This window comes from Jiangella ureilytica, assembly GCF_004348545.1.
Lineage (GTDB): Bacteria > Actinomycetota > Actinomycetes > Jiangellales > Jiangellaceae > Jiangella > Jiangella ureilytica.
The window spans coordinates 1-24,869 of the sequence record NZ_SMKL01000045.1; the positions used below are offsets into that span (position 1 = coordinate 1).

General features: G+C 73.1%; 24 protein-coding genes. 13 read left to right on the forward strand and 11 right to left on the reverse strand.

Features of this window, described 5'->3' with window-relative positions; genetic code table 11:
* Positions 1-286 precede the first annotated feature (286 nt).
* Positions 287-763, reverse strand: coding sequence for an NUDIX hydrolase (locus E1212_RS18905; protein ID WP_131985274.1), 477 nt, complete (start codon positions 761-763; stop codon positions 287-289).
* Positions 764-777: 14 nt separating this feature from the next.
* On the reverse strand, positions 778-1,968 hold the full coding sequence (locus E1212_RS18910; protein ID WP_131985276.1) for a class I SAM-dependent methyltransferase: 1,191 nt from the start codon (positions 1,966-1,968) through the stop codon (positions 778-780).
* A gap of 238 nt (positions 1,969-2,206) precedes the next feature.
* Between E1212_RS18910 and groES the strand changes: the two genes are divergently transcribed.
* The 4 genes from groES (at position 2,207) to E1212_RS18930 (ending at position 5,859) form a co-directional block, all read left to right on the forward strand.
* Positions 2,207-2,506, forward strand: a complete 300-nt coding sequence (gene groES / locus E1212_RS18915) for a co-chaperone GroES (protein ID WP_111255010.1) — start codon at positions 2,207-2,209, stop codon at positions 2,504-2,506.
* Positions 2,507-2,605: 99 nt separating this feature from the next.
* Positions 2,606-4,219 carry a chaperonin GroEL gene (gene groL, locus E1212_RS18920; RefSeq protein ID WP_131985278.1) on the forward strand — a complete coding sequence of 538 codons (1,614 nt, stop codon included), beginning with the start codon at positions 2,606-2,608 and terminating at the stop codon, positions 4,217-4,219.
* Between the two features lie 78 nt (positions 4,220-4,297).
* Entirely contained in the window at positions 4,298-4,831 is a 534-nt protein-coding gene (locus E1212_RS18925) for a hypothetical protein (RefSeq protein WP_131985279.1), read from the forward strand.
* On the forward strand, positions 4,828-5,859 hold the full coding sequence (locus tag E1212_RS18930) for a DUF2891 domain-containing protein (RefSeq protein WP_131985281.1): 1,032 nt from the start codon (positions 4,828-4,830) through the stop codon (positions 5,857-5,859). The genes E1212_RS18925 and E1212_RS18930 overlap by 4 nt, the downstream gene beginning before the upstream one ends.
* Positions 5,860-5,960: 101 nt before the next feature.
* Here E1212_RS18930 and E1212_RS18935 read toward each other — a convergent pair whose 3' ends face one another.
* On the reverse strand, positions 5,961-7,094 hold the full coding sequence (locus E1212_RS18935; protein ID WP_131985283.1) for a galactose oxidase: 1,134 nt from the start codon (positions 7,092-7,094) through the stop codon (positions 5,961-5,963).
* Between the two features lie 197 nt (positions 7,095-7,291).
* Here E1212_RS18935 and E1212_RS29555 point away from each other — a divergent pair, with 197 nt between their 5' ends.
* Together E1212_RS29555 and E1212_RS18945 are read left to right on the forward strand one after the other, a co-directional pair.
* Positions 7,292-9,136, forward strand: a complete 1,845-nt coding sequence (locus tag E1212_RS29555) for a sialidase family protein (RefSeq protein WP_203417004.1) — start codon at positions 7,292-7,294, stop codon at positions 9,134-9,136.
* Between the two features lie 41 nt (positions 9,137-9,177).
* Positions 9,178-10,167, forward strand: a complete 990-nt coding sequence (locus E1212_RS18945; protein ID WP_131985285.1) for a TIGR03557 family F420-dependent LLM class oxidoreductase — start codon at positions 9,178-9,180, stop codon at positions 10,165-10,167.
* Between the two features lie 222 nt (positions 10,168-10,389).
* Here the strand turns inward: E1212_RS18945 and E1212_RS18950 are convergent, their stop codons facing one another.
* The 4 genes from E1212_RS18950 to E1212_RS30525 form a co-directional block, all read right to left on the reverse strand.
* The gene (locus E1212_RS18950) at positions 10,390-11,193 is read right to left on the reverse strand and encodes an ABC transporter ATP-binding protein (RefSeq protein ID WP_131985287.1); all 804 of its coding nucleotides are present in this window, start codon (positions 11,191-11,193) and stop codon (positions 10,390-10,392) included.
* Positions 11,190-12,167: a putative F420-0 ABC transporter permease subunit gene (locus E1212_RS18955; protein WP_131985344.1), complete on the reverse strand. Its 978-nt coding sequence runs from the start codon at positions 12,165-12,167 to the stop codon at positions 11,190-11,192. The genes E1212_RS18950 and E1212_RS18955 overlap by 4 nt, the downstream gene beginning before the upstream one ends.
* Before the next feature lie 92 nt (positions 12,168-12,259).
* Positions 12,260-13,243 (reverse strand): putative F420-0 ABC transporter substrate-binding protein, encoded by a 984-nt coding sequence (locus tag E1212_RS18960; RefSeq protein WP_131985346.1) that lies wholly within the window; start codon positions 13,241-13,243, stop codon positions 12,260-12,262.
* A gap of 207 nt (positions 13,244-13,450) precedes the next feature.
* Positions 13,451-14,398: a nucleoside hydrolase gene (locus tag E1212_RS30525; RefSeq protein ID WP_162605544.1), complete on the reverse strand. Its 948-nt coding sequence runs from the start codon at positions 14,396-14,398 to the stop codon at positions 13,451-13,453.
* On the opposite strand from E1212_RS30525, the gene E1212_RS18970 reads away from it, so the two are divergent.
* Entirely contained in the window at positions 14,385-15,527 is a 1,143-nt protein-coding gene (locus E1212_RS18970; RefSeq protein ID WP_420814397.1) for a pyridoxal phosphate-dependent aminotransferase, read from the forward strand. The genes E1212_RS30525 and E1212_RS18970 overlap by 14 nt on opposite strands.
* Positions 15,528-15,532: 5 nt before the next feature.
* Here E1212_RS18970 and E1212_RS18975 read toward each other — a convergent pair whose 3' ends face one another.
* On the reverse strand, positions 15,533-16,039 hold the full coding sequence (locus tag E1212_RS18975) for a TetR/AcrR family transcriptional regulator (protein ID WP_131985293.1): 507 nt from the start codon (positions 16,037-16,039) through the stop codon (positions 15,533-15,535).
* Between the two features lie 55 nt (positions 16,040-16,094).
* Between E1212_RS18975 and E1212_RS18980 the strand changes: the two genes are divergently transcribed.
* Positions 16,095-16,442: a VOC family protein gene (locus E1212_RS18980; protein WP_162605545.1), complete on the forward strand. Its 348-nt coding sequence runs from the start codon at positions 16,095-16,097 to the stop codon at positions 16,440-16,442.
* Here the strand turns inward: E1212_RS18980 and E1212_RS18985 are convergent.
* Positions 16,408-16,962: a hypothetical protein gene (locus E1212_RS18985; protein WP_131985297.1), complete on the reverse strand. Its 555-nt coding sequence runs from the start codon at positions 16,960-16,962 to the stop codon at positions 16,408-16,410. The two genes, E1212_RS18980 and E1212_RS18985, sit on opposite strands and share 35 nt — an antisense overlap.
* Positions 16,963-17,291: 329 nt before the next feature.
* Here E1212_RS18985 and E1212_RS18990 point away from each other — a divergent pair, with 329 nt between their 5' ends.
* Positions 17,292-17,834: an AMIN-like domain-containing (lipo)protein gene (locus E1212_RS18990; RefSeq protein WP_131985299.1), complete on the forward strand. Its 543-nt coding sequence runs from the start codon at positions 17,292-17,294 to the stop codon at positions 17,832-17,834.
* A gap of 70 nt (positions 17,835-17,904) precedes the next feature.
* On the opposite strand, the gene E1212_RS18995 is transcribed toward E1212_RS18990, so the two are convergent.
* Positions 17,905-18,855 carry a hypothetical protein gene (locus tag E1212_RS18995; RefSeq protein ID WP_131985301.1) on the reverse strand — a complete coding sequence of 317 codons (951 nt, stop codon included), beginning with the start codon at positions 18,853-18,855 and terminating at the stop codon, positions 17,905-17,907.
* Between the two features lie 166 nt (positions 18,856-19,021).
* On the opposite strand from E1212_RS18995, the gene E1212_RS19000 reads away from it, so the two are divergent.
* Positions 19,022-20,410 carry an FAD-binding oxidoreductase gene (locus E1212_RS19000; RefSeq protein ID WP_131985303.1) on the forward strand — a complete coding sequence of 463 codons (1,389 nt, stop codon included), beginning with the start codon at positions 19,022-19,024 and terminating at the stop codon, positions 20,408-20,410.
* Between the two features lie 89 nt (positions 20,411-20,499).
* Positions 20,500-22,023, forward strand: coding sequence for an IMP dehydrogenase (gene guaB, locus E1212_RS19005; RefSeq protein WP_131985305.1), 1,524 nt, complete (start codon positions 20,500-20,502; stop codon positions 22,021-22,023).
* Here the strand turns inward: guaB and E1212_RS19010 are convergent.
* Positions 22,005-22,664 carry a TetR/AcrR family transcriptional regulator gene (locus tag E1212_RS19010; protein ID WP_131985307.1) on the reverse strand — a complete coding sequence of 220 codons (660 nt, stop codon included), beginning with the start codon at positions 22,662-22,664 and terminating at the stop codon, positions 22,005-22,007. The two genes, guaB and E1212_RS19010, sit on opposite strands and share 19 nt — an antisense overlap.
* Before the next feature lie 85 nt (positions 22,665-22,749).
* On the opposite strand from E1212_RS19010, the gene E1212_RS19015 reads away from it, so the two are divergent.
* Positions 22,750-23,697 (forward strand): NAD(P)-dependent alcohol dehydrogenase, encoded by a 948-nt coding sequence (locus E1212_RS19015; RefSeq protein ID WP_131985309.1) that lies wholly within the window; start codon positions 22,750-22,752, stop codon positions 23,695-23,697.
* 29 nt (positions 23,698-23,726) lie between these two features.
* Entirely contained in the window at positions 23,727-24,836 is a 1,110-nt protein-coding gene (locus E1212_RS19020; RefSeq protein WP_131985311.1) for a GuaB3 family IMP dehydrogenase-related protein, read from the forward strand.
* The last annotated feature ends 33 nt before the right edge of the window (positions 24,837-24,869 follow it).

The following is a 24,869-nucleotide window of genomic DNA, read 5'->3' on the forward strand; positions in this document are numbered from 1 at the left end:
ACGCCGCACCACCGAAGGCCTCACACCCCGCGACATCCGCCGCTGCCTCAAGCGCTACATCGCCCGCGAACTCCACCCCATCCTCACCGCAGACCTCGCCGCCTTGACCACATAGGAGCGTCGTTCACCACCCGATTCGGTGCCACAGCAGCTTTCCAGACCTGGTGATGCGCGGACCATCCTCGTGATGCCCGGGCGATCCCTGTGACGTGTGCATCACGAGGATCGCCGGCGCATCACGAGGTCTGCAGGCCTCGTGGGGCAGGGAGTCGGGTGGTGAACGTGGTCATTCCGGGGGAGGGGAGAGGGTGGCGGCGAGGCGATCCAGGAACGCGGCCTGCGCCTTGACGATCTTCTCGCGGGCGACGTCGAGCGGGAACCACTCCACCCGGTCGACCTCGGGGAACTCCTGTAGCCGCCCGGACCGCGGCGGCCACTCCAGCGCGAACGTCCCGGGCACGACCGCGGCCGGGTCGAGGTCGCCGCGCAGAGCCCAGGCCGTGACCGTCTTGCCGCCGGACTGCCGCACCGTCCCCAGCTCGACCAGGTCGCCGTCGGGCACCGGGAGGCCGAGCTCCTCGGTGAACTCGCGCCGGGCCGCGTCCTCGGGCGTCTCGGCGTCGTCGTACTCGCCCTTCGGCAGCGACCACGCGCCGGCGTCCTTCGTCGCCCAGAACGGCCCGCCCATGTGCCCCAGCAGCACCTCGACGCCGCCGGCGCCGTCCCGGTGCAGGAGGATCCCCGCGCTCTGCCTACCCGCCATGACGGCCGAGTCTGTCAGACCCCCTGCGGCAGCGGCTCGGCGACGATGACGGTCGCCTTCCCGGCCACGCGCGTCACGACGAAGGTGGCGACGGCGTCACCCTGCGGCCGGACGGCGGCGCGCAGCTTCTCCGGCTCGACCCCGACGCCGCGCTTCTTCACGGTGAGGATCCCGATGCCCTGCTCGCGGACGTACCTGCGCAGCGTCTTCACGTCGTAGGGCAGCGTGTCGACGACGCGGTAGCCGCGGGCGAACGGGGTGGCGACGGCGTCGTCCGCGGTCACGTACGCGATCGACGGGTCGACGAGGCCGCCGCCCACGAGCGCGGCCGCCGCCGTGACCAACCCGGCCCTGATGACGGCGCCGTCGGGCTCGTAGAGGAAGCCGCCGAGCGGGCGCACCACCGGCCCGGGGTCGTCGCGGTCGGTCAGCGTCGCGCCCGACGGCAGCAGCGTCGCCCGCCGCTGGACCCCGCCGGGCGCCAGTCCGCCGGACCAGAGCGCGGCCTCCTTCACCTCGCCCCGCTCGGACACCCACTCGGCCTCGACGCCGCCGGGCAGCAGGTCGTGCGGAATGCCGGGGGCGACCTTCACACACGCCGTCGCCGCCAGCAGCTCCAGCACGAACGGCCAGGGCGGCCGGTAGGCGCCGGGGTCGAAGACGCGGCCGCGGCTGCCGCGCCGGGCCGGGTCGCACACGACCGCCGCGAACGCCGTCCGGTCGACCGCCGTCGCGTCGCCGCACTCGACCCGGGCGGCGTCCGTCAGCTCCAGGGCGGCCACGTTCGCCGCCGCCATGGCCGCCGTCAGCGGATCCGCCTCGACCCCCGTCACCGCCAGTCCCGCGCGGGCCAGCTCGACCAGGTCGCCGCCGATGCCGCAGCAGAGGTCGGCCACGGCCGCACCGGCGCCCGAGGCGGCGGCGAGACGGCTCGCGCGGTGCCGGGCCACCGCCACTCGGGTCGCCTGCTCGTAGCCGTCGACGGTGAAGAACATCCGGGCGGCGTCGGCCGGCTCGAACTTGTCTGCGGCGCGGGCGCGCAGCCGGGCCTGGGTCAGCGCCGCGGCCACCAGCTCGCCCGGGTGCGAGCGGCGCAGCCGGGTGCCGAGCGCGAACTCGTCCTCGCGCCCGTACGCCGCCGTCGCCTCGGCGAGGAGCGCGGCGCCGGCCGGAGTCAGGAGCGCCTCGAACGTGGCCGTCTGCACGGCGCTCAGCCTCTCACCCCCGGCGCTGTTCCCCGTTCCCCTGCGGGTCCCTCCTCAGCACGGGACGTCGCAGCCGGCCGCGGGGCTGGCACTCTCCAAGACCGAGTGCTAAGTTGGGCGTTGGCACCCTCCACTGGAGAGTGCCAACGGTCGAGTCGCCGGCACCCGCGACGACGGCGGCATGCGGCCGGTCCACCAGAAGCATTCGTGACATCCCGCGAAAGGGGAGGTCAGACAAGTGTCGGTCTCCATCAAGCCACTCGAGGACCGTATCGTGGTCAAGCCGCTCGAAGCGGAGCAGACCACGGCGTCCGGGCTCGTCATCCCTGACACCGCCAAGGAGAAGCCCCAAGAGGGTGAGGTCGTCGCCGTCGGCGAGGGCCGCTGGGACGACGAGGGCGAGAAGCGCATCCCCCTCGACGTGAAGGTCGGCGACGTGGTGCTCTACTCGAAGTACGGCGGCACCGAGGTGAAGTACGGCGGCGAGGAGCTGCTCATCCTCTCCGGCCGCGACGTTCTGGCGATCGTCCAGAAGTGACGCGCTGACGCCCTGACCCGACTCGGCTTCGCCGCCGGCTCGGGTCGGGGCGTTTTTCACGTTCGTTCAGCACGACCCTCCGAAAGGGACCGGTTCCTCATGCCCAAGATCCTCGAGTTCGACGAGGACGCCCGCCGGCGCCTGGAGCGCGGTGTCGACGCCCTCGCGAACACCGTCAAGGTGACGCTCGGCCCCAAGGGCCGCAACGTCGTCCTCGACAAGAAGTTCGGTTCTCCCACCATCACGAACGACGGCGTCACCATCGCTCGCGAGGTGGAGCTGGAGGACCCGCACGAGAACCTCGGCGCCCAGCTCGCCAAGGAAGTCGCCACGAAGACCAACGACGTCGCCGGTGACGGCACCACGACGGCGACGGTGCTCGCGCAGGCCATGGTGCACCGCGGCCTGAAGTCCGTGGCCGCCGGCGCCTCGCCGCTCGGCATCAAGCGCGGCATCGACCTCGCCGTCGAGGCCGTTCGCGCCCGGCTGGTCGAGTCGGCCCGCCCGGTCGACGAGAAGTCCGAGATCGCCGCGGTCGCCGCCATCTCCGCCCAGGACCCGACCATCGGCGAGGTCATCGCCGACGCGTTCGACAAGGTCGGCAAGGACGGCGTCATCACCGTCGACGAGTCGCAGACCTTCGGTACCGAGCTCGAGTTCACCGAGGGCATGCAGTTCGACAAGGGCTACCTCAGCCCGTACTTCGTCACCGACGCGGAGCGTCAGGAGGCCGTCCTCGAGGACGCCTACATCCTGATCCACCAGGCCAAGATCTCGTCGGTGAGCGACCTGCTGCCGCTGCTCGAGAAGGTCGTCCAGGCCGGCAAGCCGCTGCTGATCGTCGCCGAGGACGTCGAGGGCGAGGCGCTGTCGACGCTCGTCGTCAACAAGATCCGCGGCACGTTCACCTCGGTCGCCGTCAAGGCGCCGGGCTTCGGCGATCGCCGCAAGGCGATCCTGCAGGACCTCGCCGTCCTCACCGGCGGTCAGGTCGTCGCCGAAGAGCTGGGCCTCAAGCTCGACCAGGTCGGCCTCGAGGTGCTCGGCACCGCCCGCCGCGTCGTCATCAAGAAGGACGACACCACCGTCGTCGACGGCGGCGGCGCGCAGGCCGACATCGACGGCCGCATCACGCAGATCCGGGCGGAGATCGAGAACACCGACTCCGACTGGGACCGCGAGAAGCTGCAGGAGCGGCTGGCCAAGCTGGCCGGCGGCGTCGGCGTCATCAAGGTCGGCGCGGCCACCGAGGTCGAGCTGAAGGAGCGCAAGCACCGCATCGAGGACGCCGTGTCGGCGACGCGCGCGGCCATCGAGGAGGGCATCGTCTCCGGCGGCGGCGCCGCCCTGGTGCACGCCCGGTCGGCCATCGACGCGCTGGACCTGTCCGGCGACGAGGCCACCGGTGCCGCCATCGTGCGCGGCGCGCTGGTCGAGCCGCTGCGGTGGATCGCCGAGAACGCCGGCGAGAACGGCTACGTCATCGTGGCCAACGTCGAGAACGGCACGCCCGGCCACGGTTACAACGCGGCCACCGGCGAGTACGGCGACCTCATCGCCCAGGGCGTCCTCGACCCCGTCAAGGTGACCCGCTCCGCGGTCGCCAACGCGGCGTCGATCGCCAGCCTGCTGCTCACCACCGAGGTCCTCGTGGCCGAGAAGCCCGAGGAGCCGGTGGCCGAGGGTGGCCACGGCCACGGTCACGGCCACTGAGGTTCTGTCTCATCGTTCGACGGCGGCCCGGGTCCCCTGCGTGGGGGCCCGGGCCGTTCGCTTGAGAGCATGGCCGGCATGAAGGTGTTGCGCTGGGTCGTTCCGCTGGGTGTGGTGACGGTGGCCGCGTGCGGGTCGGCGGCGGCCGACGCCGACGAGCTGGCCTCGCGGGCGGCCGCGATCGGTGTCGACCCTGACGTCGTCTACGCGGTCGCGCTGGACGGGTTCGAGCCGGTGTCGCAGTCGGTCGGCGTGTCCGGCGACGCCGGGTTCAGCACGGCGTACGTGTCGGCGGAGGGCGGCGTCGTGATGCTCACCACCGATCCGCGTGGCGCGACCTCCACCGGCTGCGGCGTCTCCGGCGAGCAGCAGGAGTGCGTCGCCGTGCACGACGGTGTCGCGGTGACGCTGACCGCGCCGGCGGGGGTGGTGGACGAGGACGCCCTGCGGGCCGCCGTGGCCGGCGCGCACCCGCCGTCGTCGGAGGAGCTGGCCGCCTTGTTCGCATCGATGCCCGCTGACGGCGGTGACGGCGGCGGGCCGGTGGAGCGCGGCGACCTGCCGGCCGAGGGCGACGGCGCGCCGCTCGACCCGGAGGGCGCGGCCGGGTGAGCGGTCGGTTCTCGTTGCTGGAGCAGAACGCCGCTGTGTATGCCCGGACGGCGCTGGCCTGCATCGATCGCGAGTACCCGCACCTGCCGATGGTCTACGCCGTCGAGCCGGGGCCGTACCCGCAGCACCGCGACCAGCACCCGGCGTTCTACGGCTCGCTGGACTGGCACTCGGCGGTCGAGATGCACTGGGTCCTGGTGCGGCTGCTGCGGCTGGCGGGTGACGCGCTGCCGCCGACGCCGGCCGCCGCGGCGCGGGAGGCGCTGGGGGCGCACCTGACCCCCGCTCATCTCCTGCGGGAGGCCGAGTTCTTCGAGTCCGGGATCGGCCGCACCCGCGAGCGGCCCTACGGCTGGGGCTGGCTGCTGACGCTGGCGCACGAGCTGTCCCTGTGGTCCGCCGACGCGGACGGGCGCGCGTGGGGCGACGCGGTGCGGCCGCTGGCGGACGTGCTGACGGCGAACCTCCTCGGCTGGCTGCCGGCGCAGACCTATCCGGTGCGCGGCGGGCTGCACCCGAACTCGGCGTTCGGGCTGCTGCGCTCCTACGACTGGGCGCTGGCTGCCGATGGCGAGCTGCGGGCCGCGATCGGCGCCGCCGTCCGCCGCTGGTACCTCGGCGACACGGACTATCCGGCCCACTACGAACCGTCCGGCAGCGACTTCCTGTCCCCGGCGCTGGCCGAGGCGGAGCTGGTGGCGCGGGTGCTGCCCGCTGACGAGTTCGGCGTGTGGTTCGGCCGGTTCCTGCCCGGCGCGGCGTCGTCGTCGCCGGTGCAGCTGTTCGCGCCGGTCACCGTCTCGGACCCGTCGGACGGGCAGTTGGCGCACCTGGCCGGGCTGAACCTCAGCCGTGCCTGGTCGATGATCGCGGTGGCGGGCGCACTGCCGGCCGGCGATGCGGCCGCGGGTGCGCTGACGGCGTCCGCCGCGGTCCACGCCGAGGCCGGCCTGCCCTACGTGGCCGGTGGCGACTACATGGTCGAGCACTGGCTCGCCGCCTACGCCGTCGGCTACCTGACCGCCTGACCGTCCGGCGAGGACGAAGGTGCCCCGGCGCGCAACCGCAACAGGAACGCGCCGGGGCTCGCCGGGATCGTCGGTGCGAGCCGGCCCCGTCGTGCGTCCTTTCAGAACTCCGCCTGCCAGACGCGGGGGGTGCGGATGCCGGGGCCGACCTCGCCGCTCGCGACGACCAGGTCGCCGTCCCAGTTCACGGCGGGCGTGGTGGCCGGCGGCGGGCCGGGGAACCAGCCGTCGACGCTCCAGCGGTCACGCCTCGTGTCGTAGCGCAGCAGTTCTCCGTTGAAGCCGGTGTGGTGGTCGTAGATCCAGGTCACGATGTCGTTCTGCCGCTGCCACTCCGCCGACCCGGGCGGTGCGGCGGCCCGCAGCGCCACATGGTGCTCGATGAGGTTCCAGCGGTCGATGTCCTTGTCGCCGCCCACGACGACCAGCCCGGTCCGGCCGGCGGGGTGGGCGAGGCCGGCCGTCACGCACCACGGGAGGTCGGCGATCCGGTCCCAGCGCCGGCGTCGCGGCGAGTAGGCGTACGCGTCGCGGTGGAAGGTCCAGGACGTGTCCGGGTGCCGGGCCCGGCCGCTGAGCAGGAAGAACCGGCCGTCCTGGGCGGCGCCGACGGCGACGGTGCGCGGCTCGCCCGGCCAGCGCGGCAGCGTCTCCCAGCCGCGACCCGGCCGTTCCAGGTCCAGGCCGTAGAAGTCGCCGCCCTCCGCGACGTACACGACCCCGTCGACGACGCCGGCGACGCCGTAGGACATCGGCCGGGGCAGCGGCGGCAGGTCGGTGCGTTCGAGCCGTGACCGCCGCGCGTCCCAGCGCAGCACGAACACGTCGGCGAACTTCTGCGCCGGCCGCTGCAGCGTGCCGCCGGGCCCGCCGCGGTAGCCCTCGCCGCCGATGACCAGCACGCCGTCGCCGGTGCTCAGCGTCGCCGCGTAGCCGATGGCGTCCGGCAGCTGCCCCGCCGCCCGCCAGCGGCCCGTCCGCCGCGAGTACACGAACGCGTCGGTCCAGTACACCTTGCCGAGCGTGTTCTCCCTGGTCGCGGTCAGCGCGGGCTCCGGAAAGTTGGCCCCGCCGGCGACGATCAGGTGGTCGCCGTGCGCACCGGCGACCGGCCCGGCCAGCCCGAGCTGGGTCCAGTACGGCTCGCCGACCGGGATCGCCTCGTGCCAGTCGGTGGTGTTCGCGGGGACGTCGGGGAGTCGCGTCCAGGTGGCGCCGCCGGCCGGGCCCTCCACCAGGGCCGAGGCTGACGCCGTCGTCGATGAGACTGCCCAGCCGATCGGGCCGGCCGCCGCTGCCAGGGTGAGTGCTGACCGTCGCGTGAGGTCCGTCATATCGGATATCCGACCAAAATCGTCACTGTTCGTCAACGTTCTTGACACATATCCCATATGTGATGTGGGATGGATCTTCCCGACGAAGGAGGACCTCCATGCGCCTGCCCGTCGCCGTCGCCATCGGCCTCACTCTCGCCCCTCCGGCCGGTGTCCTCGCAGCTCACGCCCCAGCCGAAGCGGCGCCACCCGTCCGGCAGACGGTCGTCTTCGAGTCCGGCACCGAGGGCTACGACACCTTCCGCATCCCCGCGATCGTCCGCTCCGAGGCCGGCACGCTGCTCGCGTTCGCCGAGGGCCGGGTCGGCGGCGGGGGCGACACCGGCGACATCGACCTGGTGCTGCGCCGCTCGCACGACAACGGCCGCACGTGGGGACCGCTGCAGGTGGTCGGCGACAACGGCCTCAACGTCTTCGGCAACCCCACGCCGGTCGTCGACCCCGCCAGCGGCGACATCGTCCTGCTCAGCACCCACAACGCCGGTGACGCCACCGAGGCGGAGATCATGCGCGGCGAGGTCACGCCGGAGCAGAGCCGCCGCGTGTTCGTCCAGCGCAGCAGCGACGACGGCGCCAGCTGGTCGCCCGCGCGCGACCTCACCGCCGCGACCAAGCTGCCCGAGTGGCGCTGGTACGCGACCGGTCCGGTGCACGCCATCGCGCTCGAGCACGGCGAGCACCGCGGCCGGCTGGTCGCACCGGCGAACCACTCGACCAGCCCGGCGCCCGGCTCGGCCGACAGCGGGCAGGAGGCGAAGTACTACGGCGCGCACTCCCTCTACAGCGACGACGGCGGCCTGACCTGGCAGATCGGCGACATCGACACCCCGCTGACCGGCGTCGTGAACCCGAACGAGAACACCGTCACCGAGCTCGCCGACGGCACGCTCTACTTCAACGCCCGCGACCAGAACGGCACCGGCATCGGCACCCGGGCGACGACCACCAGCAGCGACGGCGGCGAGACGTTCGACGCGCCGTTCGCGCTGGAGCCGGACATCGTCACGCCGGTGGTGCAGGGCTCGGTGCTGCGGCTGCCGCGGGCCGGCGACCGGCTGGTCTACGCGGGACCGTCGAACCCGACGGCGCGGCGGACGCTGCAGCTGCGGTACAGCTCCGACGCCGGGGCGACGTGGACCGGCGGGCCGGTCCTGCACGACGGGCCGGCGGCGTACTCGGACCTGGTCGAGGCCGGCGGCCGGACGCTCGGCGTGCTCTACGAGAACGGCGACACCGGCACCTACGAGCGCATCACCTTCGCCCGCGTGCCGTTCGCCGCGCTGGACCGCGGGCTGGCGCCGGTGGTGACGACTCCGGACACCTCGGAGAGTGGCGAGGACGCGGTGGTGGGCGGGGCGCCGACGGTGGTGGCCGACGGCGCCGTCGGCGGTGCGCTGCGGCTGGCGGCGGCCGGTGACCACGTGGCGGTGCCGCGCAGTGCGCGGCTGGACGTCGGCGACGGGCCGTTCACCGCGGCCGGCTGGTTCCGCACCGACGTCGCGGCCGACCAGGCGCTTCTGTGGGCGTACAACTCCGGCAGCGGGCGGGACCAGTGGTGGGTCCGGCTGGAGCCGGGGAGCAACCGGATCCGCGCGCTGGTCGACACCTCGCTCGGTACGGGGACGCTGGTCGCGCCCGGCTCGTTCGCCGACGGCGCCTGGCACCACGTCGCGCTCGTGCGCGGCGCCGGCGGGCTCGCGCTGTACGTCGACGGCGCTCTCGTCGCGTCGGGCGCGCCGCTCGCCGGCTCGGTCACCACCGATGCCGCCGTCGGCGTCCACCTCGGGCAGCGGCCCGACGGCGCCAACCAGCTCCTCGGCGACCTCGACGACGTCTGGCTGCTCGGCCGTGCCGCATCGGCCGCCGAGATCGCCGCGCTGGCCGCCGGCGACGCCGCCGACGACCCGCTAGTCCACCTGCCCCTCGACGAGTTGCAGCGCTGACCTCGTACGATGAGTGTCCCTGACGTCGAGAAGGGGGCACGATGAGCCGGGCACGGGTCGGCTACGCGGCGATGCTGGAGCGGTTCGCGCCCTCCGAGGTGGTGCAGCTGGCGGTGGCGGCCGAGGCCGCCGGCTTCGGCGGCGTCATGGCCGACGACCACTTCCAGCCGTGGACGCCGCAGCAGGGACAGGCCGGGTTCGTCTGGAACGTCATGACGGCCATGGCCGAGCGCACCCGTGGCTCGGTCGGCGTGGGCGCGACCTGCCCGTCGTTCCGGTGGCATCCCGCCGTCGTCGCCCAGGCGGCGGCCACGCTGGAGCAGCTGTACCCGGGCCGGCACTGGCTGGGCATCGGGTCCGGCGAGGCCATCAGCGAGCACGTCGTCGGCGGATACTGGCCCGAGGCGCCGCAGCGGATCGCCCGCATGTTCGAGGCGGTCGAGATCATCCAGAAGCTCTTCACCGGCCGCGACGTCCGCCACGACGGCCGGTTCTTCACCCTCGAGCGCACCCGGCTGTGGACCATGCCGGACGCGCCGCCGCCCGTCTACATCGCGACGTCGGGGCCGATCACCGCACGCCGGGCCGGCGCCTCCTGCGATGGCATGATCACCGTCGCCAGCACGCCGGACAAGGTCGCGGCTCTCTTCGGCCGGTTCGACGAGGGCGCCCGGTCGGCCGGCAAGGACCCGTCGACGCTGGCGAAGATCGTGCAGGTGCACCTCTCGTGGGCGCCCGACCCCGCCGAGGCGGCAGCCCAGGCACTGCGCGAGTGGCCCAACGGCGCCATGCGGTTCTCGAAGGCCGACATCCGCTCGCCCTACGACTTCGACCAGATCGCGCGCATGGTCCGGGTCGAGGACTTCGAGGGCCGGGTCACCATCTCCGCCGACCTCGAGGTGCACCGCAAAGAGATCCAGCGCTACCTCGACGTCGGCGCCACCCACGTCTACCTGCACGATGCCGGCCCCGACCAGCGCACCTGGATCGACGTCTTCGGCCGCGAGGTGCTCCCCCACCTCACCGCCTGAGCGACGACGGCGTCAGCCCCGGTCCCGCCGTGGTCGGCGAACCGGCCCTGCGGGCCGAACTGCTCACGATGATGGAGGCCGAGGCCGACCAGGGCGAGCTCGACCGGGGCCCGGCGCAGGGGCTCGGCGCGCTGAAGCGCTCCACCACGGCTGCGGTCCGGGCGCCATCGGTCGCCTTCAGCGAGCCAAGAGGGCACCGTCAGCGTGCCGAGCGCCCAGCGGTCAGAGCGGCGAGAACGTCAGCACCGGCCGGCCGGTGCGGGGACTGAGGTGGATGTCGGCGTCGACGCCGAAGACCGTGCGCACCACCTCTGGGACCAGCACCTCGGACGGCGCGCCGGCGGCCGCCACCCGGCCGCCCGCGAGCACCACCACCTGGTCGCAGTAGGCGGCCGCCAGGTTGAGGTCGTGCAGAGCCGCCAGCGTCGTCACCCCCAGCGACCGGACGTGCGTCAGCAGCGCCAGCTGGTAGTGGATGTCGAGGTGGTTGGTCGGCTCGTCGAGCAGCAGCAGCTCCGGCTGCTGGGTGATCGCGCGGGCGAGGTGCACCCGCTGCCGCTCGCCGCCGGACAGGGTGTGCCAGTCGCGGTCGGCGAGGTCGTGCATGCCGACGGTCTCGAGCGCGGCCAGCGCCAGCGCCTCGTCCGAAGCGGAAGCCCGATGCGGCGTCCGGCCCAGCAGGACCACGTCGAGGACCTGCAGCGGCACGTCCGTCGTCGACTCCTGCTCGACGACGGCGACGCGGCGGGCGCGGTCGCGCCTTCTCATCGTGCCCAGGTCCGAGCCGCCCAGCAGGATGCGCCCGCCGTCGGGGCGGTGGGTGCCCGCCACCGTCCGCAGCAGGCTGGACTTGCCGGAGCCGTTCGGCCCCAGCAGGCCGGTCATCGTGCCCGGCGGGACCGACAGGCCGACGCCGTCGACGATGAGGCGGCCGTCGGCGGACCAGGAGACCCCGGCCACCGACAGCGAGGGCGCGTCCGACGCGGCGGTCGGAACGCGCAGAACGGGAGTGTCGAGAACGGTCATCGGCCTACCCTCCGGCGGCGTAGCAGGACGGCGAACGCGGGAGCGCCGAGGAAGGCGGTGACGACGCCCACCGGCAGCTCGCGCGGGTCGAACAGGGTGCGGGCCAGCGTGTCGGCCCAGATCATGAAGCTCGCGCCGGCCAGCGCCGACAGCGGCAGCACGCGGCGGTGCCCCGAGCCGACGACGAACCGGACGGCGTGCGGGAGCATGAGCCCGACGAAGCCGATGGCGCCGCTGACGGCGACGGCGGCACCCGTGAGCAGCGCGACCAGCGTCAGCAGCACCCATCGGGTCCGGTTGACCTCGATGCCCAGGGACAGCGCCGTGCTGTCGCCGAACGCGAACGCGTCGAGCGTCCGGCTCCGCGACACCAGCACCGCCCCGACGGCGGCGACGGCGACCCAGACGATGGCCGCGTCGGCCCAGGAGGCCCCGCCGAGCGACCCCAGCAGCCAGCTGAGGATCTCGCGGTAGGAGTCGCCCGTCGCGGACCAGAAGATGATGAACGACGTCGCGGCGGAACACAGGTACGACACCGCGAGCCCGGCCAGCACCGTCCGCGTCGGCGCCAGCTCGCCGCGCCGGTTGGCCAGCGCCAACGTCACCAGCAGGGCGAGCAGCGCGCCGGCGAACGCGGCCACTGGCAGCCCCAGCCGGCCGACCCCGAGGATGAGTACGGCCACCGCGCCCACCGACGCGCCGGACGACAGCCCCAGCAGGTACGGGTCGGCGAGCGGGTTGCGGGTCAGGGTCTGCATGACGGCGCCGCAGATCGCCAGCGCGGCGCCGACGGCGGCCGCCGTCAGCACCCGCGGCAGCCGCAACTCCCACACGATGCCGTCGCGCAGCTGCGACAGCGACGACGAGGACAGCCCGAGGTGGTCGCCGATGGAGCGCCAGACGTCGAGCGGGTGCAGGTCGGCCGAGCCGATGGTGACGGCCAGCGTGATCGACGCCGCGAGCACCGCCGCCATCGCCACGATCCAGGCCGTCGTGCGCACCCCGTGCCGGACCGGAGGCGCCGAAGCGCCGCCCGGCGCGGTCGCGGGAGCTGCCGCCGTCGTCGTCACAGTCCCAGCTCCTCCAGCTGCGCGGCGAGGTCGACGACGGCCTGCGCGTTGCGGACGCCGGCCTCGGCGGCCGGGAACGGCAGCGTCAGGTACCGCTCCTCGGCGACGGCGGGCAGCGCGGCGGTCGCGGGGTTGTTCGTCAGCCGCTCGATCTTGCTGTCGGCGGTGTTCCAGGCGGCGTCGACGAGGATGATCACGTCGGGGTTCCGGTCGATGATCTGCTCCCAGCTGACGTTCGACCAGCTCGCCTCGACGTCGGCGAAGACGTTCTCGACGCCGAGCTCGCGCATCATCATGGCCGGCGCGCCGATGTCGCCACCGACGAACGGCGCGTCCTCACCCGAGGAGTACCAGAGCGCCGTCAGGCCCTCGCCGGGCGCGTCGACCTGGTCGAGCAGCGCCTGCTGCTCGGCGACCAGCGTGTCGGCGGCCTCGGTGGCGCCGAAGAACGAGGCGACCTCGTGGATCTCGGCGAACAGCTCGTCGAAGGTCATCGGGTTGGGCTGGTAGGCCGGTTCCTGGCAGGCCGCCGGCGACACGTACGTGGTGATGCCGAAGTCGGCCAGCGACGGCCGCTCGCCGGCGGTGTCGGCGCCGAAGTTGCTCTCCCAGCCGCCGTAGACGAAGTCGGGCTCGACGTCGAGGAGGGCCTCCTGGCCGGGGACGTTGTCGGACAGCACGGGGACGCCGTCGAGGTCGGACGCATACTCGTCCGGCACCGGGCCGTCGGCGAACGCCGTGCCGACCAGCCGGTCGGCCAGGCCGAGGGCGAGCATCATCTCCGTCGACGTCGACTTGATGGTGACGACGCGCTCCGGCGGGCTGTCGACGGTGACCTCGAAACCGCAGTTGTCGACGGTGACCGGCTCGAACTCGCCGGATCCGGCCGTCGACGTCGACGCCGCCTCGGTCGCGTCGTCGCCGGATCCGTCATCGGAACCGCAGCCGGCCAGGATGAGCGCGCCGGCCGCGGCGGCCATCAGGGCAGCGCGCAACGGTGGGGTGGGTGATAGCGCCACAGTGGTCTCCACATGCGAAGGCAGGGTTCGTGGGAGACGGTGCAAGGCGACCGCCGAACCAGCTGCCCACTGACCGGGCAGACGCATCAGAGCACAAGCGGTGCTCCGGGGCTCCTGCCATCTTAAGCAGCCGGACGCGCGGAAATCATCCCTCCGGGCTCACTTTTATCAAAAATCCAATGCGAGCGTACGGAGGAGATCGGCGACGAACGCCTCGCGGTCGACATCGGTGACGACGACGGTGCCGGCCGGCGGTTCCGTGCGGGCGGCGGTGATCCAGGCCGGTCGCAACAGCAGCGCGGCGGCCAGGGCGTCGTGCACCGGCGCGGCCCGGCGGCCCCACCGGCCCTCGTAGGCGTCGATGTAGCGCTCGACGAGGGCGGCGGCGAACTCGCCCCGCGCGGTTCCGGCCGCACGTAGCCGACGCACGGCCTCGTCGTCGGCGACCACCGTCGAGGTGACGTCCACGCCGAGGTGGAGCAGCCGGGTCCTGGGCGCCGCCAGCACGCGGCGGGCCGCCCCGGGGTCGTGGCGGACGTTCGTGTCGCCGGCGGAACCCCCCATGACCAGCACCGACCGGAACAGCGTCAGCAGCTCGGGCTCGAGCTCCAGTGCCAGTGCGACGTTGGTCAGCGGGCCCAGCGTCAGCAGGTCGTAGTGGCCCGGCCGGCCGCGCGCCAGCCCGGCCAGGTATCGCGCGGCGGCCTCGCCGACGGCGGCGCGCGGCGGCGTCTTGGCCGCGACGAGGTCGCCCAGCCCGTCGGACCCGTGCGTTCCCGAGGCGGCGCGCCGCGAGCCGTCCATGGGACCACCGGCGCCGACGGCGACCGGCACGTCCGGCGGTCCGGCCAGCCCGAGCACGTGCCCGACGTTCGCCACGACGGCCTCGACGGGCGCGTTGCCGTGCACCGTCGTGACGGCGGCGAGCTCGCAGTCGCGCGGCCGCCCGGCCAGGTACAGCAGGGCCAGCGCGTCGTCGATGCCGCAGTCGGTGTCGACGACGACGTGCCGGATCTCGCGCCTCGGCTGCGCCGCGAGCCGCTGCCCGCGGCGCGAGTACCGTGAATCCGTGCCAGCACGCCGACCCGCGCTCGTCGAGCGGATGCGTCCGTTCACGTCGACCATCTTCGCCGAGATCACGGCGCTCGCCACCCGAACCGGCGCGATCAACCTCGGGCAGGGCTTCCCGGACACCGACGGCCCCGACGTCATCCTCGACACCGCGACGGCCGCCATTCGCGGCGGGCTGAACCAGTACCCGCCCGGTCCCGGCATGCCGGTGCTGCGCGAGGCGGTGGCCCAGCACCAGAAGCGGTTCTACGGCCTCGACGTCGACCCCGACACCGAGGTGCTCGTCACCGCCGGCGCCACCGAGGCCATCGTGGCGACGATCATGGCGCTGTGCGAGCCGGGCGACGAGGTCGTCACGTTCGACCCCGTCTACGACTGCTACGCCGCGTCCATCGCGCTGGCCGGCGCCGTCAAGCGCACCGTCACGCTGCGCTGGCCCGACTTCGCGCTCGACGAGACCCGACTGCGGGCGGCGTTCGGGTGGCGCACCCGGGTCGTGCTGGTGAACACGCCACAGAACCCGACCGGCAAGGTGTTCGACCGGGCCGAGCTCGAGCTCATCGCCCGGCTGGCGCGCGAGCACGACGCCGTCGTCGTCACCGACGAGGTCTACGAGCACCAGGTCTTCGACGACGGCGTCCACGTCCCGATCGCGACGCTGCCGGGCATGGCCGAGCGCACGGTCACCATCTCGTCGGCCGGCAAGACGTTCTCGGTCACCGGCTGGAAGGTCGGCTGGCTGCACGGCACGGCCGAGCTGGTCGCCGCCGCGCGCGCCGTCAAGCAGTTCCTCACCTTCGTCAGCGCCGGGCCGTTCCAGCCGGCGGTCGCGACCGGCCTCGGCCTCGGCGACGACTTCTACGCCGCGCTGGCCGGCGGGCTGCAGGCCAAGCGCGACCTGCTGGTCGAGGGGCTGCGCGCGGCCGGGTTCGCGGTGTCGGTGCCGCGCGGCACGTACTTCGCCATCGCCGACGCCGCGCCCCTCGGGTTCGCCGACGGCGTCGAGCTCTGCCAGCGGCTGCCCGAGCTCGTCGGCGTCGCCGCGGTCCCGGTGTCGGTGTTCTACTCCGACCCGACGGCGGCGCCGTCGCTGGTCCGGTTCGCGTTCTGCAAGCGCGACGAGGTCCTGCACGACGCCGTCGAGCGGCTGAGCCGGCTGTCGGCGCTGCTCTAACGCCGTCAGTCCAGCGCGAACTCCAGCGCGGCCCGGACGGTGGCCGCCGGGGTGCCGTCGGCCACCTCGAGCAGCGCCGAGCGCCAGGCCGCGACCAGCAGGACCGAGGCGAGGCCGACGCCGTCGGGCAGCAGGCCGGCGAGCGTGGCGCGGACGCGGTCAGGGTGATCGGCCGGCGCGGTCTCGCCCAGCAGCCGGCAGACGCCGAAGCGCACCGTCGCGTCGAACGCGACCAGCAGTGCGGCCCGCGCCGCGTCGCGTCCCGGGCCGCCGACGGTCTCAGCGGCGCCCTCCATGCGGTCGGTGATGCGCTTCTCGAGGTCGTGGCGGACGACGGTGTAGAGCCCGAGCTTCGAGCCGAAGTGGTGGTAGAGCGAGCCCGTGGTGACGCCGGCCTTCGACGCCAGCTCGCTGACGGTGGCCGCCTCGAAGCCCGCCTGCTCGAAGTGGTGCATGGCGGCTTCGATGAGCCGGGCCTTCGCAGACCCGGGTACCGGGATCCACTCCTGCATGCTCCTCACCGTAACACGTTGACGGCGAGACGTAATGTCGTTACGGTCTGAGGACATGAAGCTCACCTTCGTCTACGTGTCCGTGCCGGATCTCGAGGTGGCGCTGCGGTTCTACCGGGACGAGCTCGGCCTGGACGAGTCCTGGCGAGAGGGCGACGGCACAGTCGTCTTCCAACTGCCCGGATCCGAGGTCCAGCTGATGCTCTCCGTGCCGCCGGACGACGGGCCGAGGTGGCGCACCGGTCCGTTCTACGCGGTGGGCGACGTCGAGATGTTCATGAAGGAGCACGACTCGTTCGAGTGGGTCGGTGAGCCCAACGACGTGCCGGGTGGGCGCTCCGTGTCGTTCCGCGACCCTGCCGGCAACATCATGCACGTGTTCGACCGGTCCGCGCCCGAGTGATCCGGCCCCAGGGCTTGAAGACCGACAGCAGGAACGCCACCAGCAGCAGCGACGTCGACACGATCGGCGGGAAGACCATGTCGCCGGGCGCGGGGAGTGCGGCCGTCCCGCCGTCGAGCAGGAGCCGGCCCTGCTCGCCCGCCTCCCGTACGCCCGGGCGCAGCGCGATCAGCACCAGCGTCGACAGCAGCACGTTGAGGCACAGCTTCACCGCCACCCACCAGTACCTCACCAGGCCGTACTTGCCTCCCAGGCCCAGCAGCACGCCGCTGGCCAGGCAGACCAGGCCGGCGGTCGCCATCGGCCAGACGGCGAACAGCTCGAGCGCCTGGTAGGTGACGGCGCGCGTCTCCTCCGAGCTCGTGCCGACGGCGGTGAAGACGAGCACCGCCATGACGATGTCCATGCCGAACCACGTGCCGGCGGACAGGATGTGCGTGACCAGCACGGCCTTGCGGGTCCGGCCGGACAGCCGCCACGGCCTCGTCGGCCGGGCCTCGGATGTCGTCGTGGTCGTCATGCCGTTCAGCCTCGCGGGCCGCGGCCGTCACCGTCGTCGGCCCTGCTGCGTATCCGCGGCTACGTCCGGCTGCGTAGCGCCTGCGGTCCGCACCGTTCAAGGCTGTCCTGCTGCCGTGCTTGACCATGATCATCGACCTTGTGTGTCGGCGGGGCAGTCGGCGGGGCAGCACCACGGGTTGATGATCACGGAGAACCGCACACCCGGCGAGACCTGACCCGACCCGGAAGCAGCCCGCACCATTTGTAAGGGTTTCTGCCCCCCGCAACCCGGTTGCCCGGTGGTGCGTCATGAGGGTCATCACCATCGGGCACCAAGGGGGAACCGTCATGAGACGCACCATTGCCGTCCTGATCGCACTGCTGGCCGCCGTGCTGGCCTCCATGGTCGCGCCGGCCGCATCGGCCGCACCGTACTGCGGCATCCGCTGGGGGTCGCTGCCCGAACGGGCCGCGGCCACCGAGACCGCGCCGCTGGTCGATGTCCGGGCCGGCCGGCACACCTGCTTCGACCGTCTGGTCCTCGACGTCGCCGGCGACGCCGACGGCTACTCCGTCCGCTACGTCTCGGCGGTCCGGATGGACGGGTCGGGGCAGCTGGTGCCGCTGCGGGGCGGCGCCTACCTGGAGGTCGTCGCGATCGCGCCGGCCCACGACAGCGCCGGCCGGCCGACCTACCGTCCCGCCGATCCGCGTGAGCTCGTCGCCGTGTCCGGCTGGCGGACGTTCCGGCAGGTCGCGTGGGCCGGGAGCTTCGAGGGCCAGACGACCATCGGGCTCGGTGTGCGGGCGCGGCTGCCGTTCCGGGCGTTCACGCTGGACGGGCCCGGCGCCGGGTCGCGCCTGGTGATCGACGTCGCCCATCGGTGGTGACGGCCGGTCCGCGGTGCCCGGACCGACGACCGTCCGGGCACCGCGGGTCCACCTCCGGCGTCGGGCCGGGTCAGCCGTCGAGCGGGCTGGTGTGCAGCGCGTACCGCACGTCCGCGACCTCGATCGTCACCCGCACGGGGGCGACCGGGCCCTCGACGGTGAGGGTCAGCAGGTACGGCGTGACGGTCCACCGCTCGACGCCGCCGTGGGTGTGGTCGACCAGCCGCGTGGTGCGCCCGTTCGGGGTGAGCGTCGCCGTGGCCGCCGCCTCGCCGACCGTCTCGCCGGACTCGTCGATCATCCGCAGCGTGCCCGTCCAGCTGCCGCCCCTCAGGTCGACGGCGCCGGCCGCGTGGATCGGGGCGTCGGCGTAGGCGAAGGTGACGCCGAGGTCGTCCAGGGCGCCCTCGAGGAAGAAGTCGGTGGCGTTCTCGGCCTTCGGCTCCCCGAAGGCGACGAACTCCTCGCGGCCGACGAACGTCGCCGGGTTCGTGACGAACAGGTGGCCGAGCTCGTGGTACCCGTCGGCGAACCGCAGCTCCCACGGCACGCCGTCGAGGGCCACCGTGACGTCGGCGATCGCCAGCGCGGTCGTCGTGTGCTCCATGTGGACGCGGATGTTGCCGTCGTTGAACTTCTGCACGTCCTGCTGCGGGTCACCGGCGAGGGTGTACGTGCCGGCGACGGTGACGGTGCCGGCCGGCGCGCCGTCGTCGTCGGACAGCTCGACCGTGGCCCGGAACGTCGAGCCGGTCCAGTCGCTGGTGCCGCTGCCCTCGGCGAGGTGCTCGCCCTCCGGCCCACCCCAGAGCCGCGCCCGCGCCTCGGTGCCGGTCGTGGCCGACCGGGCCAGCGCGATGTCCAGCCCGCGGTCTTCGTCGGCCGCCTCGAGATAGGCGAACGTGACCTCGTCGTCCATCCGCGTCGGCTCACCGGCCGCAGCCGGTGCCGTCGCCGCGAACCCGGACACCAGCGCCGCCACGGCGCCCAGCGTGTCGAGTGCCCCCCTGACTCTTCCCACGTGTGTGTCTCCTGTCGATACGCCCGCGCTCGTGGCGACGGGCTGGCTTGACGTGCGGTATCCACACCATTGACTTCCGGCCCGGTTGTCCGGTTGCATGCGTTGAGAGATGGGTCGCCAAGGGGCGGTCGACGGGGGCCGGCCCGCGACTCACCAGGGGGACTCCATGACTTTCGACTCGACCCTTCCCACGCTCGCCGACGCGTCGGCGCTGCGCGACTCGTGCGGAGCCGTACATCTGCCCGACGATCCGGGCTACGACGTGGCCCGCATGCCGTGGAATGTCGCCTTCGACCAGCGGCCCGCGGCCGTGGCGTACCCGGCCGACGCGTCCGAGGTGGCGTCCGTCGTGCGGGCCGCGGCCGCCGCCGGCCTGCGCGTCGCGCCGCAGGGCACCGGCCACAACGCCGGTGCGCTCGCCGGCGATCTGGACGACGTCGTCCTGCTGCGCACGGCCGGCATGACCGGCGTGACGGTCGACGCCGACGCCCGGACCGCCCGGGTCGGTGCCGGCGCGTTGTGGCTCGATGCCGTCGAGGCCACGGCCCCGTACGGTCTGGCGACGCTGCACGGCTCCTCGCCCGATGTCGGCATCGCCGGGTACTCCCTCGGTGGTGGGCTCGGCTGGTACGCACGCGAACTGGGCCTGCAGGGCAACAGCATCACGGCGGTCGAGCTGGTGACGGCGGACGGGTCACAGGTGCGCGCCGACGCCGGCCACGAGACCGAGCTGTTCTGGGCGCTTCGCGGCGGGGGTGGGAACTTCGGCGTCGTCACCGCGCTGGAGTTCCGGCTCTATCCCATCCCCACCGCGTACGCGGGCATGCTCGTGTGGGACTGGACGCATGCCGCGCGTGTGCTGCCTCGGTGGGCGGAGTGGGCCGTCGAGGCGCCGGACGCCGTCACGACGTCGTTCCGCATCCTGCAGCTGCCGCCGTTCCCGGAGATCCCGGAGCCGGTCAGGGGCAGGCAGCTCGTCGTGATCAACGGGGCCGTGCTCGCGGACGACGAGCGCGCCGCCGCGATCCTCGAGCCGCTGCGCGAGCTCGGACCGGAGCTGGACACGTTCGCGACCGTGCCGTCGGCGTCGCTGGTGCGACTGCACATGGACCCGGAAGGGCCGACCCCGGCGGTGTCGGACAGCTCGCTGCTGGCCGACCTGCCCGCGGCGGGCGTCGACGCCTTCATCGCCGCCGCGGGACCGGACTCCGGTTCCTCGCTGCTCATGGCCGAGCTCCGGCAGCTGGGCGGCGCCTTGTCCCGCACCCATCCGGACGCGGGCGCCCTGCCCATGCTCGACGGCCGGTTCCTCCAGTTCGGGGTCACCATCGCGGCGACGCCGGAGCAAGCGGCGCAGGGCAGCGCGGAGGCCCGCAACCTGGTGACCGCGATGTCGCCGTACGCGACCGGAACGACGTACCTCAACTTCACCGAGACCCCGTCCGACGCTCGCACGGGATACGGCGAGGCGGCGTGGCCGCGGCTGCAGGCCGTCCGGTCGGCCGTCGATCCGGGCGGCTTGTTCGTGGCCAACCACCCGATTCCACCGGCCTAGCGATCGCGGGAGCGAACGAGTCGGTGGATCCGCGCTCGGGGTCGGCCATACGATGGGAGGCACCGCCCACGCCGACTCAGGAATGTGTGATGGACCCCATCCAGTCCGCCCTGCCCGACTCGTTCGCGCCGCTCGCCCTGACCTTCGACGACGTCCTGCTGCTGCCCGGTGAGTCCGACGTCATTCCCAGTGAGGTCGACACCACCTCGCGGGTCTCGCGGAACGTCTCGGTCAGCATTCCGCTGCTGTCCAGCGCCATGGACACCGTCACCGAGTCGCGCATGGCCATCGCCATGGCCCGCCAGGGCGGCCTGGGCGTCCTGCACCGCAGCCTCTCCATCAACGACCAGGCGCACCACGTCGACCTCGTGAAGCGGTCCGAGTCGGGCATGGTCACCGACCCCGTCACCATCGGCCCCGAGGCCACGCTGGCCGAGATGGACCGCATGTGCGGGCAGTACCGCATCTCCGGCCTGCCGGTCACCGACGACGACGGCGTGCTGCTCGGCATCATCACCAACCGCGACATCCGGTTCATCCCGTCGGCGGAGTTCCACGAGCGCCGGGTCAGCGAGGTCATGACCCGGATGCCGCTGGTCACCGGCCCGGTGGGCATCAAGTCCGACGACGCGTTCGCGCTGCTGGCCAAGCACAAGATCGAGAAGCTGCCACTGGTCGACGACGCCGGCCGGCTCAAGGGGCTCATCACCGTCAAGGACTTCGTGAAGTCCGAGGAGTACCCCAACGCCACCAAGGACGCCGAAGGACGGCTGGTCGCGGCCGCCGCCGTCGGGTTCTTCGGCGACGCGTGGGAGCGGGCCATGACGCTGGTCGAGGCCGGCGTCGACGTGCTCGTCGTCGACACCGCCCACGGCCACACCAGCGCGCTGCTCGACATCGTCCGCCGGCTCAAGGCCGACCCCGCCGCCCGCGGCGTCGACGTCATCGGCGGCAACGTCGCCACGCGGGCCGGCGCACAGGCCCTGGTCGACGCCGGCGCCGACGGCATCAAGGTCGGCATCGGGCCGGGCTCCATCTGCACCACCCGCGTCGTCGCCGGCGTCGGAGTTCCGCAGGTCACCGCCATCCACGAGGCGTCGCTGGCGGCCCGGCCGGCCGGCATCCCCGTCATCGGCGACGGCGGCCTGCAGTACTCCGGCGACATCGCCAAGGCGCTCGTGGCCGGTGCCGACACCGTCATGCTCGGCTCGCTGCTGGCCGGCGTCGCCGAGAGCCCGGGCGAGCTGATCTTCATCAACGGCAAGCAGTTCAAGTCCTACCGCGGCATGGGCTCGCTCGGCGCGCTGCGCAAGCGCGGCGCCGAGACCACCGGCTCGCGCGATCGCTACTTCCAGGCCGACGTCACCAGCGACGACCAGCTCATCCCCGAAGGCATCGAGGGCCAGGTGCCGTTCCGCGGCCCGCTCGGCGGGGTCACCCACCAGCTGGTCGGCGGGCTGCGGCAGTCGATGTTCTACACCGGCGCGCGCACCATCACCGAGCTGCAGGAGCGCGGCAGGTTCGTCCGCATCACGTCGGCCGGGCTCAAGGAGTCGCACCCGCACGACATCCAGATGACGGTCGAGGCGCCGAACTACTCCTCGCGCCGCTGAGCCAGCCGGTCGGCCAGGCCGTCCAGAACGAGGTCGAGGCCGTACCCGAACTCGGACCCGTAGGTGTAGTCGCGGCCGATCACCTGCTCCTCGATCATCTCGGTCAGGTACGGGTACTCGTCCACGGGCAGCACCTGCCGCAGGTCGACGGCCAGCTCCTCGGCGCCGGACGGGGAGTCGAACGGCAGGTTCAGCTCGGTCAGCACGAACCCGTAGACGTAGGCGTCGAGAGCCGAGAACGCGTGCGCGGCCAGCGCGACCGAGAAGCCGTTGCGGCGCAGGCAGCCCAGCACGGTGTCGTGGTGGCGCAGTAGCGCCGGCCCGGCGTCGCGCCGCGACTCGATCAGCCCCAGCGCCCAGGGGTGCCCGCCCAGCGTCGCGCGCGCCGACACCGCCCGCGCCGTCATGGCCGGTCGCCAGGGATCGTCCAGGCCGGGCAGCGCGATGCGGGTGAAGATCCAGTCCGCCAGGGCGTCGAGCAGGTCGTCCTTGCCCTTGAGGTGGTGGTAGAGCGACATCGCCTCGACGCCGAGCTCGCGGCCCACGTTGCGCATGCTCACCTGCGCGAGGCCGCCGCCGTCGGCCACCCGGACGGCTGCCTCGACAATCCGGTCGCGGGTCAGGGCCGGGCGCGTGCTCAACGGCGTCACCTCACTCGGGGCTTGTCATCCTTACGAGTGTAAGGCTATCGTGCTCCTGAGACTTACGGGTGTAAGGGAGCGCATCATGAAGGCAGCGGTGTCCAACCGGTACGGCCCGCCCGACGTCGTGCGCGTCGCCGACGTGCCGCGGCCGGAGCCGAAGGCGGACGAGGTGCTGGTCCGGGTGCGTGCGGCTGCGGTCACGTCGGGCGACGCCCGGCTGCGGGCCGCGCGGTTCCCGCCCGGCTTCGCGCCGTTCGCGCGGCTGGCCTTCGGCGTGTTCCGGCCGCGGAGGAAGATCCTGGGCAGTGCCTACTCCGGCGTGGTCGAGGCGGCGGGGTCCGCCGTCACCCGGCTGAAGGAGGGCGACGAGGTGTGCGGCCTGCTCGGCGCGAGGATGGGCGCGCACGCGGAGTACGTGACGGTCCGGGCTGACAAGCCCGCGCTGAAGCCCGCGCCCGTGAGCCACGACGACGCCGCCGGCGTGCTGTTCGGCGGCACGACGGCGCTATTCTTCCTGCGCGACAAGGGACACCTCACGGCCGGACAGACGGTGCTGGTCAACGGCGCGTCCGGCGCCATCGGCACGAACGCCGTCCAGCTGGCCCGCCACTTCGGCGCGACGGTCACGGGGGTCACCGGCGGCGCCAACGCCGCCCTGGTGACCGAGCTGGGCGCGGCCCACGTCGTCGACCACACCCGCCACGACGTCACCCGCACGACCGAGCGCTACGACATCGTGCTCGACACCGTCGGCAACCTCTCGATCAAGGCCGGCCGGCCGCTGCTCACCCCGTCGGGCCGGCTGCTGCTGGCCGTCGGGAGCCTCGGCGACACCGTCCGCGCCCGCGGGAACGTCGCCGCCGGCGTCGCCCCGGAGCGCCGGGCCGACTATGAGCTCCTGCTCGGCCTGGTCGCCGACGGCGCCCTCACCGTCGTCGTCGACGAGGCGTACGACCTCGCCGGCATCGCCGAGGCCTACGCACGCGTCGACACCGGCCACAAGGTGGGCAACGTCCTGCTGCATCCCTGACCGCTCGGCGGCTCCGATATCCTCTGCAGGTGGCGGAGATCGAGATCGGCCGTGGCAAGCGCGGCCGCCAGGCGTATGCGTTCGACGACGTGGCCATCGTGCCGTCGCGTCGTACCCGCGATCCCGAGGAGGTGTCGACGCACTGGCAGATCGACGCCTACCGGTTCGAGATCCCGTTGCTCGCGGCTCCCATGGACTCCGTGATGTCGCCGTCCATGGCCATCGCCCTCGGGCGGGCCGGCGGGCTGGGCGTGCTCGACCTCGAGGGGCTGTGGACCCGGTACGAGGACCCCGAGCCGCTGCTCGAGGAGATCGCCGGGCTCGAGGAGGGCAAGGCGCTCAACCGGCTGCAAGAGATCTACGCCGCTCCGGTGCGCGAGGACCTCATCGCCGACCGGCTGCGCGAGATCCGCGACTCCGGTGTCACGGTGGCCGGCGCGCTGTCGCCGCCGCGCGTGAAGCGCTACCACCAGGCCGTCATCGACGCCGGGGTCGACATCATGGTCATCCGCGGCACGACGGTGTCCGCCGAGCACGTCTCGGGCCGGGCCGAGCCGCTGAACCTCAAGCAGTTCATCTACGAGCTCGACGTCCCGGTCGTCGTCGGCGGCTGCGCCACGTACCAGGCGGCGCTGCACCTCATGCGCACCGGCGCGGCCGGGGTGCTGGTGGGCTTCGGCGGCGGCTCGTCGCACACCACCCGCTCCGTCCTCGGCCTCACCGTCCCCATGGCCACGGCGGTGGCCGACGTCGCCGCCGCCCGGCGCGACTACCTCGACGAGTCCGGCGGCCGCTACGTGCACGTCATCGCCGACGGCTCCATCGGCCGGTCCGGCGACATCGCCAAGGCCATCGCCTGCGGCGCCGACGCCGTCATGGTCGGCTCGCCGCTGGCCCGGGCCACCGAGGCGCCGGGGCGCGGCTGGCACTGGGGTTCCGAGGCCCATCACGCCGATCTGCCGCGGGGCGAGCGGGTGCACGTCGGGAGCATCGGCCCGCTGGCCGAGATCCTGGGCGGGCCGTCCTACCTCGCCGACGGCTCCATGAACCTCGTCGGCGCGCTGCGCCGCGCCATGGCCACCACCGGCTACACCGAGGTCAAGGAGTTCCAGCGCGTCGAGGTCACCGTCCTGCGGTAGACGAGGCACTTCTTGCGCCCCGCACCGTAGGCT

What these genes read in the sequence shown, in the direction of transcription:
- E1212_RS18950 (WP_131985287.1), bottom strand. Translation starts at nt 11,193, where the DNA reads ATGACCGTTCTCGACACTCCCGTTCTGCGCGTTCCGACCGCCGCGTCG.
- E1212_RS18945 (WP_131985285.1), top strand. Translation starts at nt 9,178, where the DNA reads ATGAGCCGGGCACGGGTCGGCTACGCGGCGATGCTGGAGCGGTTCGCG.
- E1212_RS18985 (WP_131985297.1), bottom strand. Translation starts at nt 16,962, where the DNA reads ATGACGACCACGACGACATCCGAGGCCCGGCCGACGAGGCCGTGGCGG.
- E1212_RS18925 (WP_131985279.1), top strand. Translation starts at nt 4,298, where the DNA reads ATGAAGGTGTTGCGCTGGGTCGTTCCGCTGGGTGTGGTGACGGTGGCC.
- E1212_RS19000 (WP_131985303.1), top strand. Translation starts at nt 19,022, where the DNA reads ATGACTTTCGACTCGACCCTTCCCACGCTCGCCGACGCGTCGGCGCTG.
- E1212_RS18960 (WP_131985346.1), bottom strand. Translation starts at nt 13,243, where the DNA reads ATGGCCGCCGCGGCCGGCGCGCTCATCCTGGCCGGCTGCGGTTCCGAT.
- E1212_RS18990 (WP_131985299.1), top strand. Translation starts at nt 17,292, where the DNA reads ATGAGACGCACCATTGCCGTCCTGATCGCACTGCTGGCCGCCGTGCTG.
- guaB (WP_131985305.1), top strand. Translation starts at nt 20,500, where the DNA reads ATGGACCCCATCCAGTCCGCCCTGCCCGACTCGTTCGCGCCGCTCGCC.
- E1212_RS18975 (WP_131985293.1), bottom strand. Translation starts at nt 16,039, where the DNA reads ATGCAGGAGTGGATCCCGGTACCCGGGTCTGCGAAGGCCCGGCTCATC.
- E1212_RS18905 (WP_131985274.1), bottom strand. Translation starts at nt 763, where the DNA reads ATGGCGGGTAGGCAGAGCGCGGGGATCCTCCTGCACCGGGACGGCGCC.
- E1212_RS18980 (WP_162605545.1), top strand. Translation starts at nt 16,095, where the DNA reads ATGAAGCTCACCTTCGTCTACGTGTCCGTGCCGGATCTCGAGGTGGCG.
- E1212_RS29555 (WP_203417004.1), top strand. Translation starts at nt 7,292, where the DNA reads ATGCGCCTGCCCGTCGCCGTCGCCATCGGCCTCACTCTCGCCCCTCCG.
- E1212_RS18955 (WP_131985344.1), bottom strand. Translation starts at nt 12,167, where the DNA reads ATGGCGGCGGTGCTCGCGGCGTCGATCACGCTGGCCGTCACCATCGGC.
- E1212_RS18970 (WP_420814397.1), top strand. Translation starts at nt 14,385, where the DNA reads ATGCGTCCGTTCACGTCGACCATCTTCGCCGAGATCACGGCGCTCGCC.
- E1212_RS19015 (WP_131985309.1), top strand. Translation starts at nt 22,750, where the DNA reads ATGAAGGCAGCGGTGTCCAACCGGTACGGCCCGCCCGACGTCGTGCGC.
- groL (WP_131985278.1), top strand. Translation starts at nt 2,606, where the DNA reads ATGCCCAAGATCCTCGAGTTCGACGAGGACGCCCGCCGGCGCCTGGAG.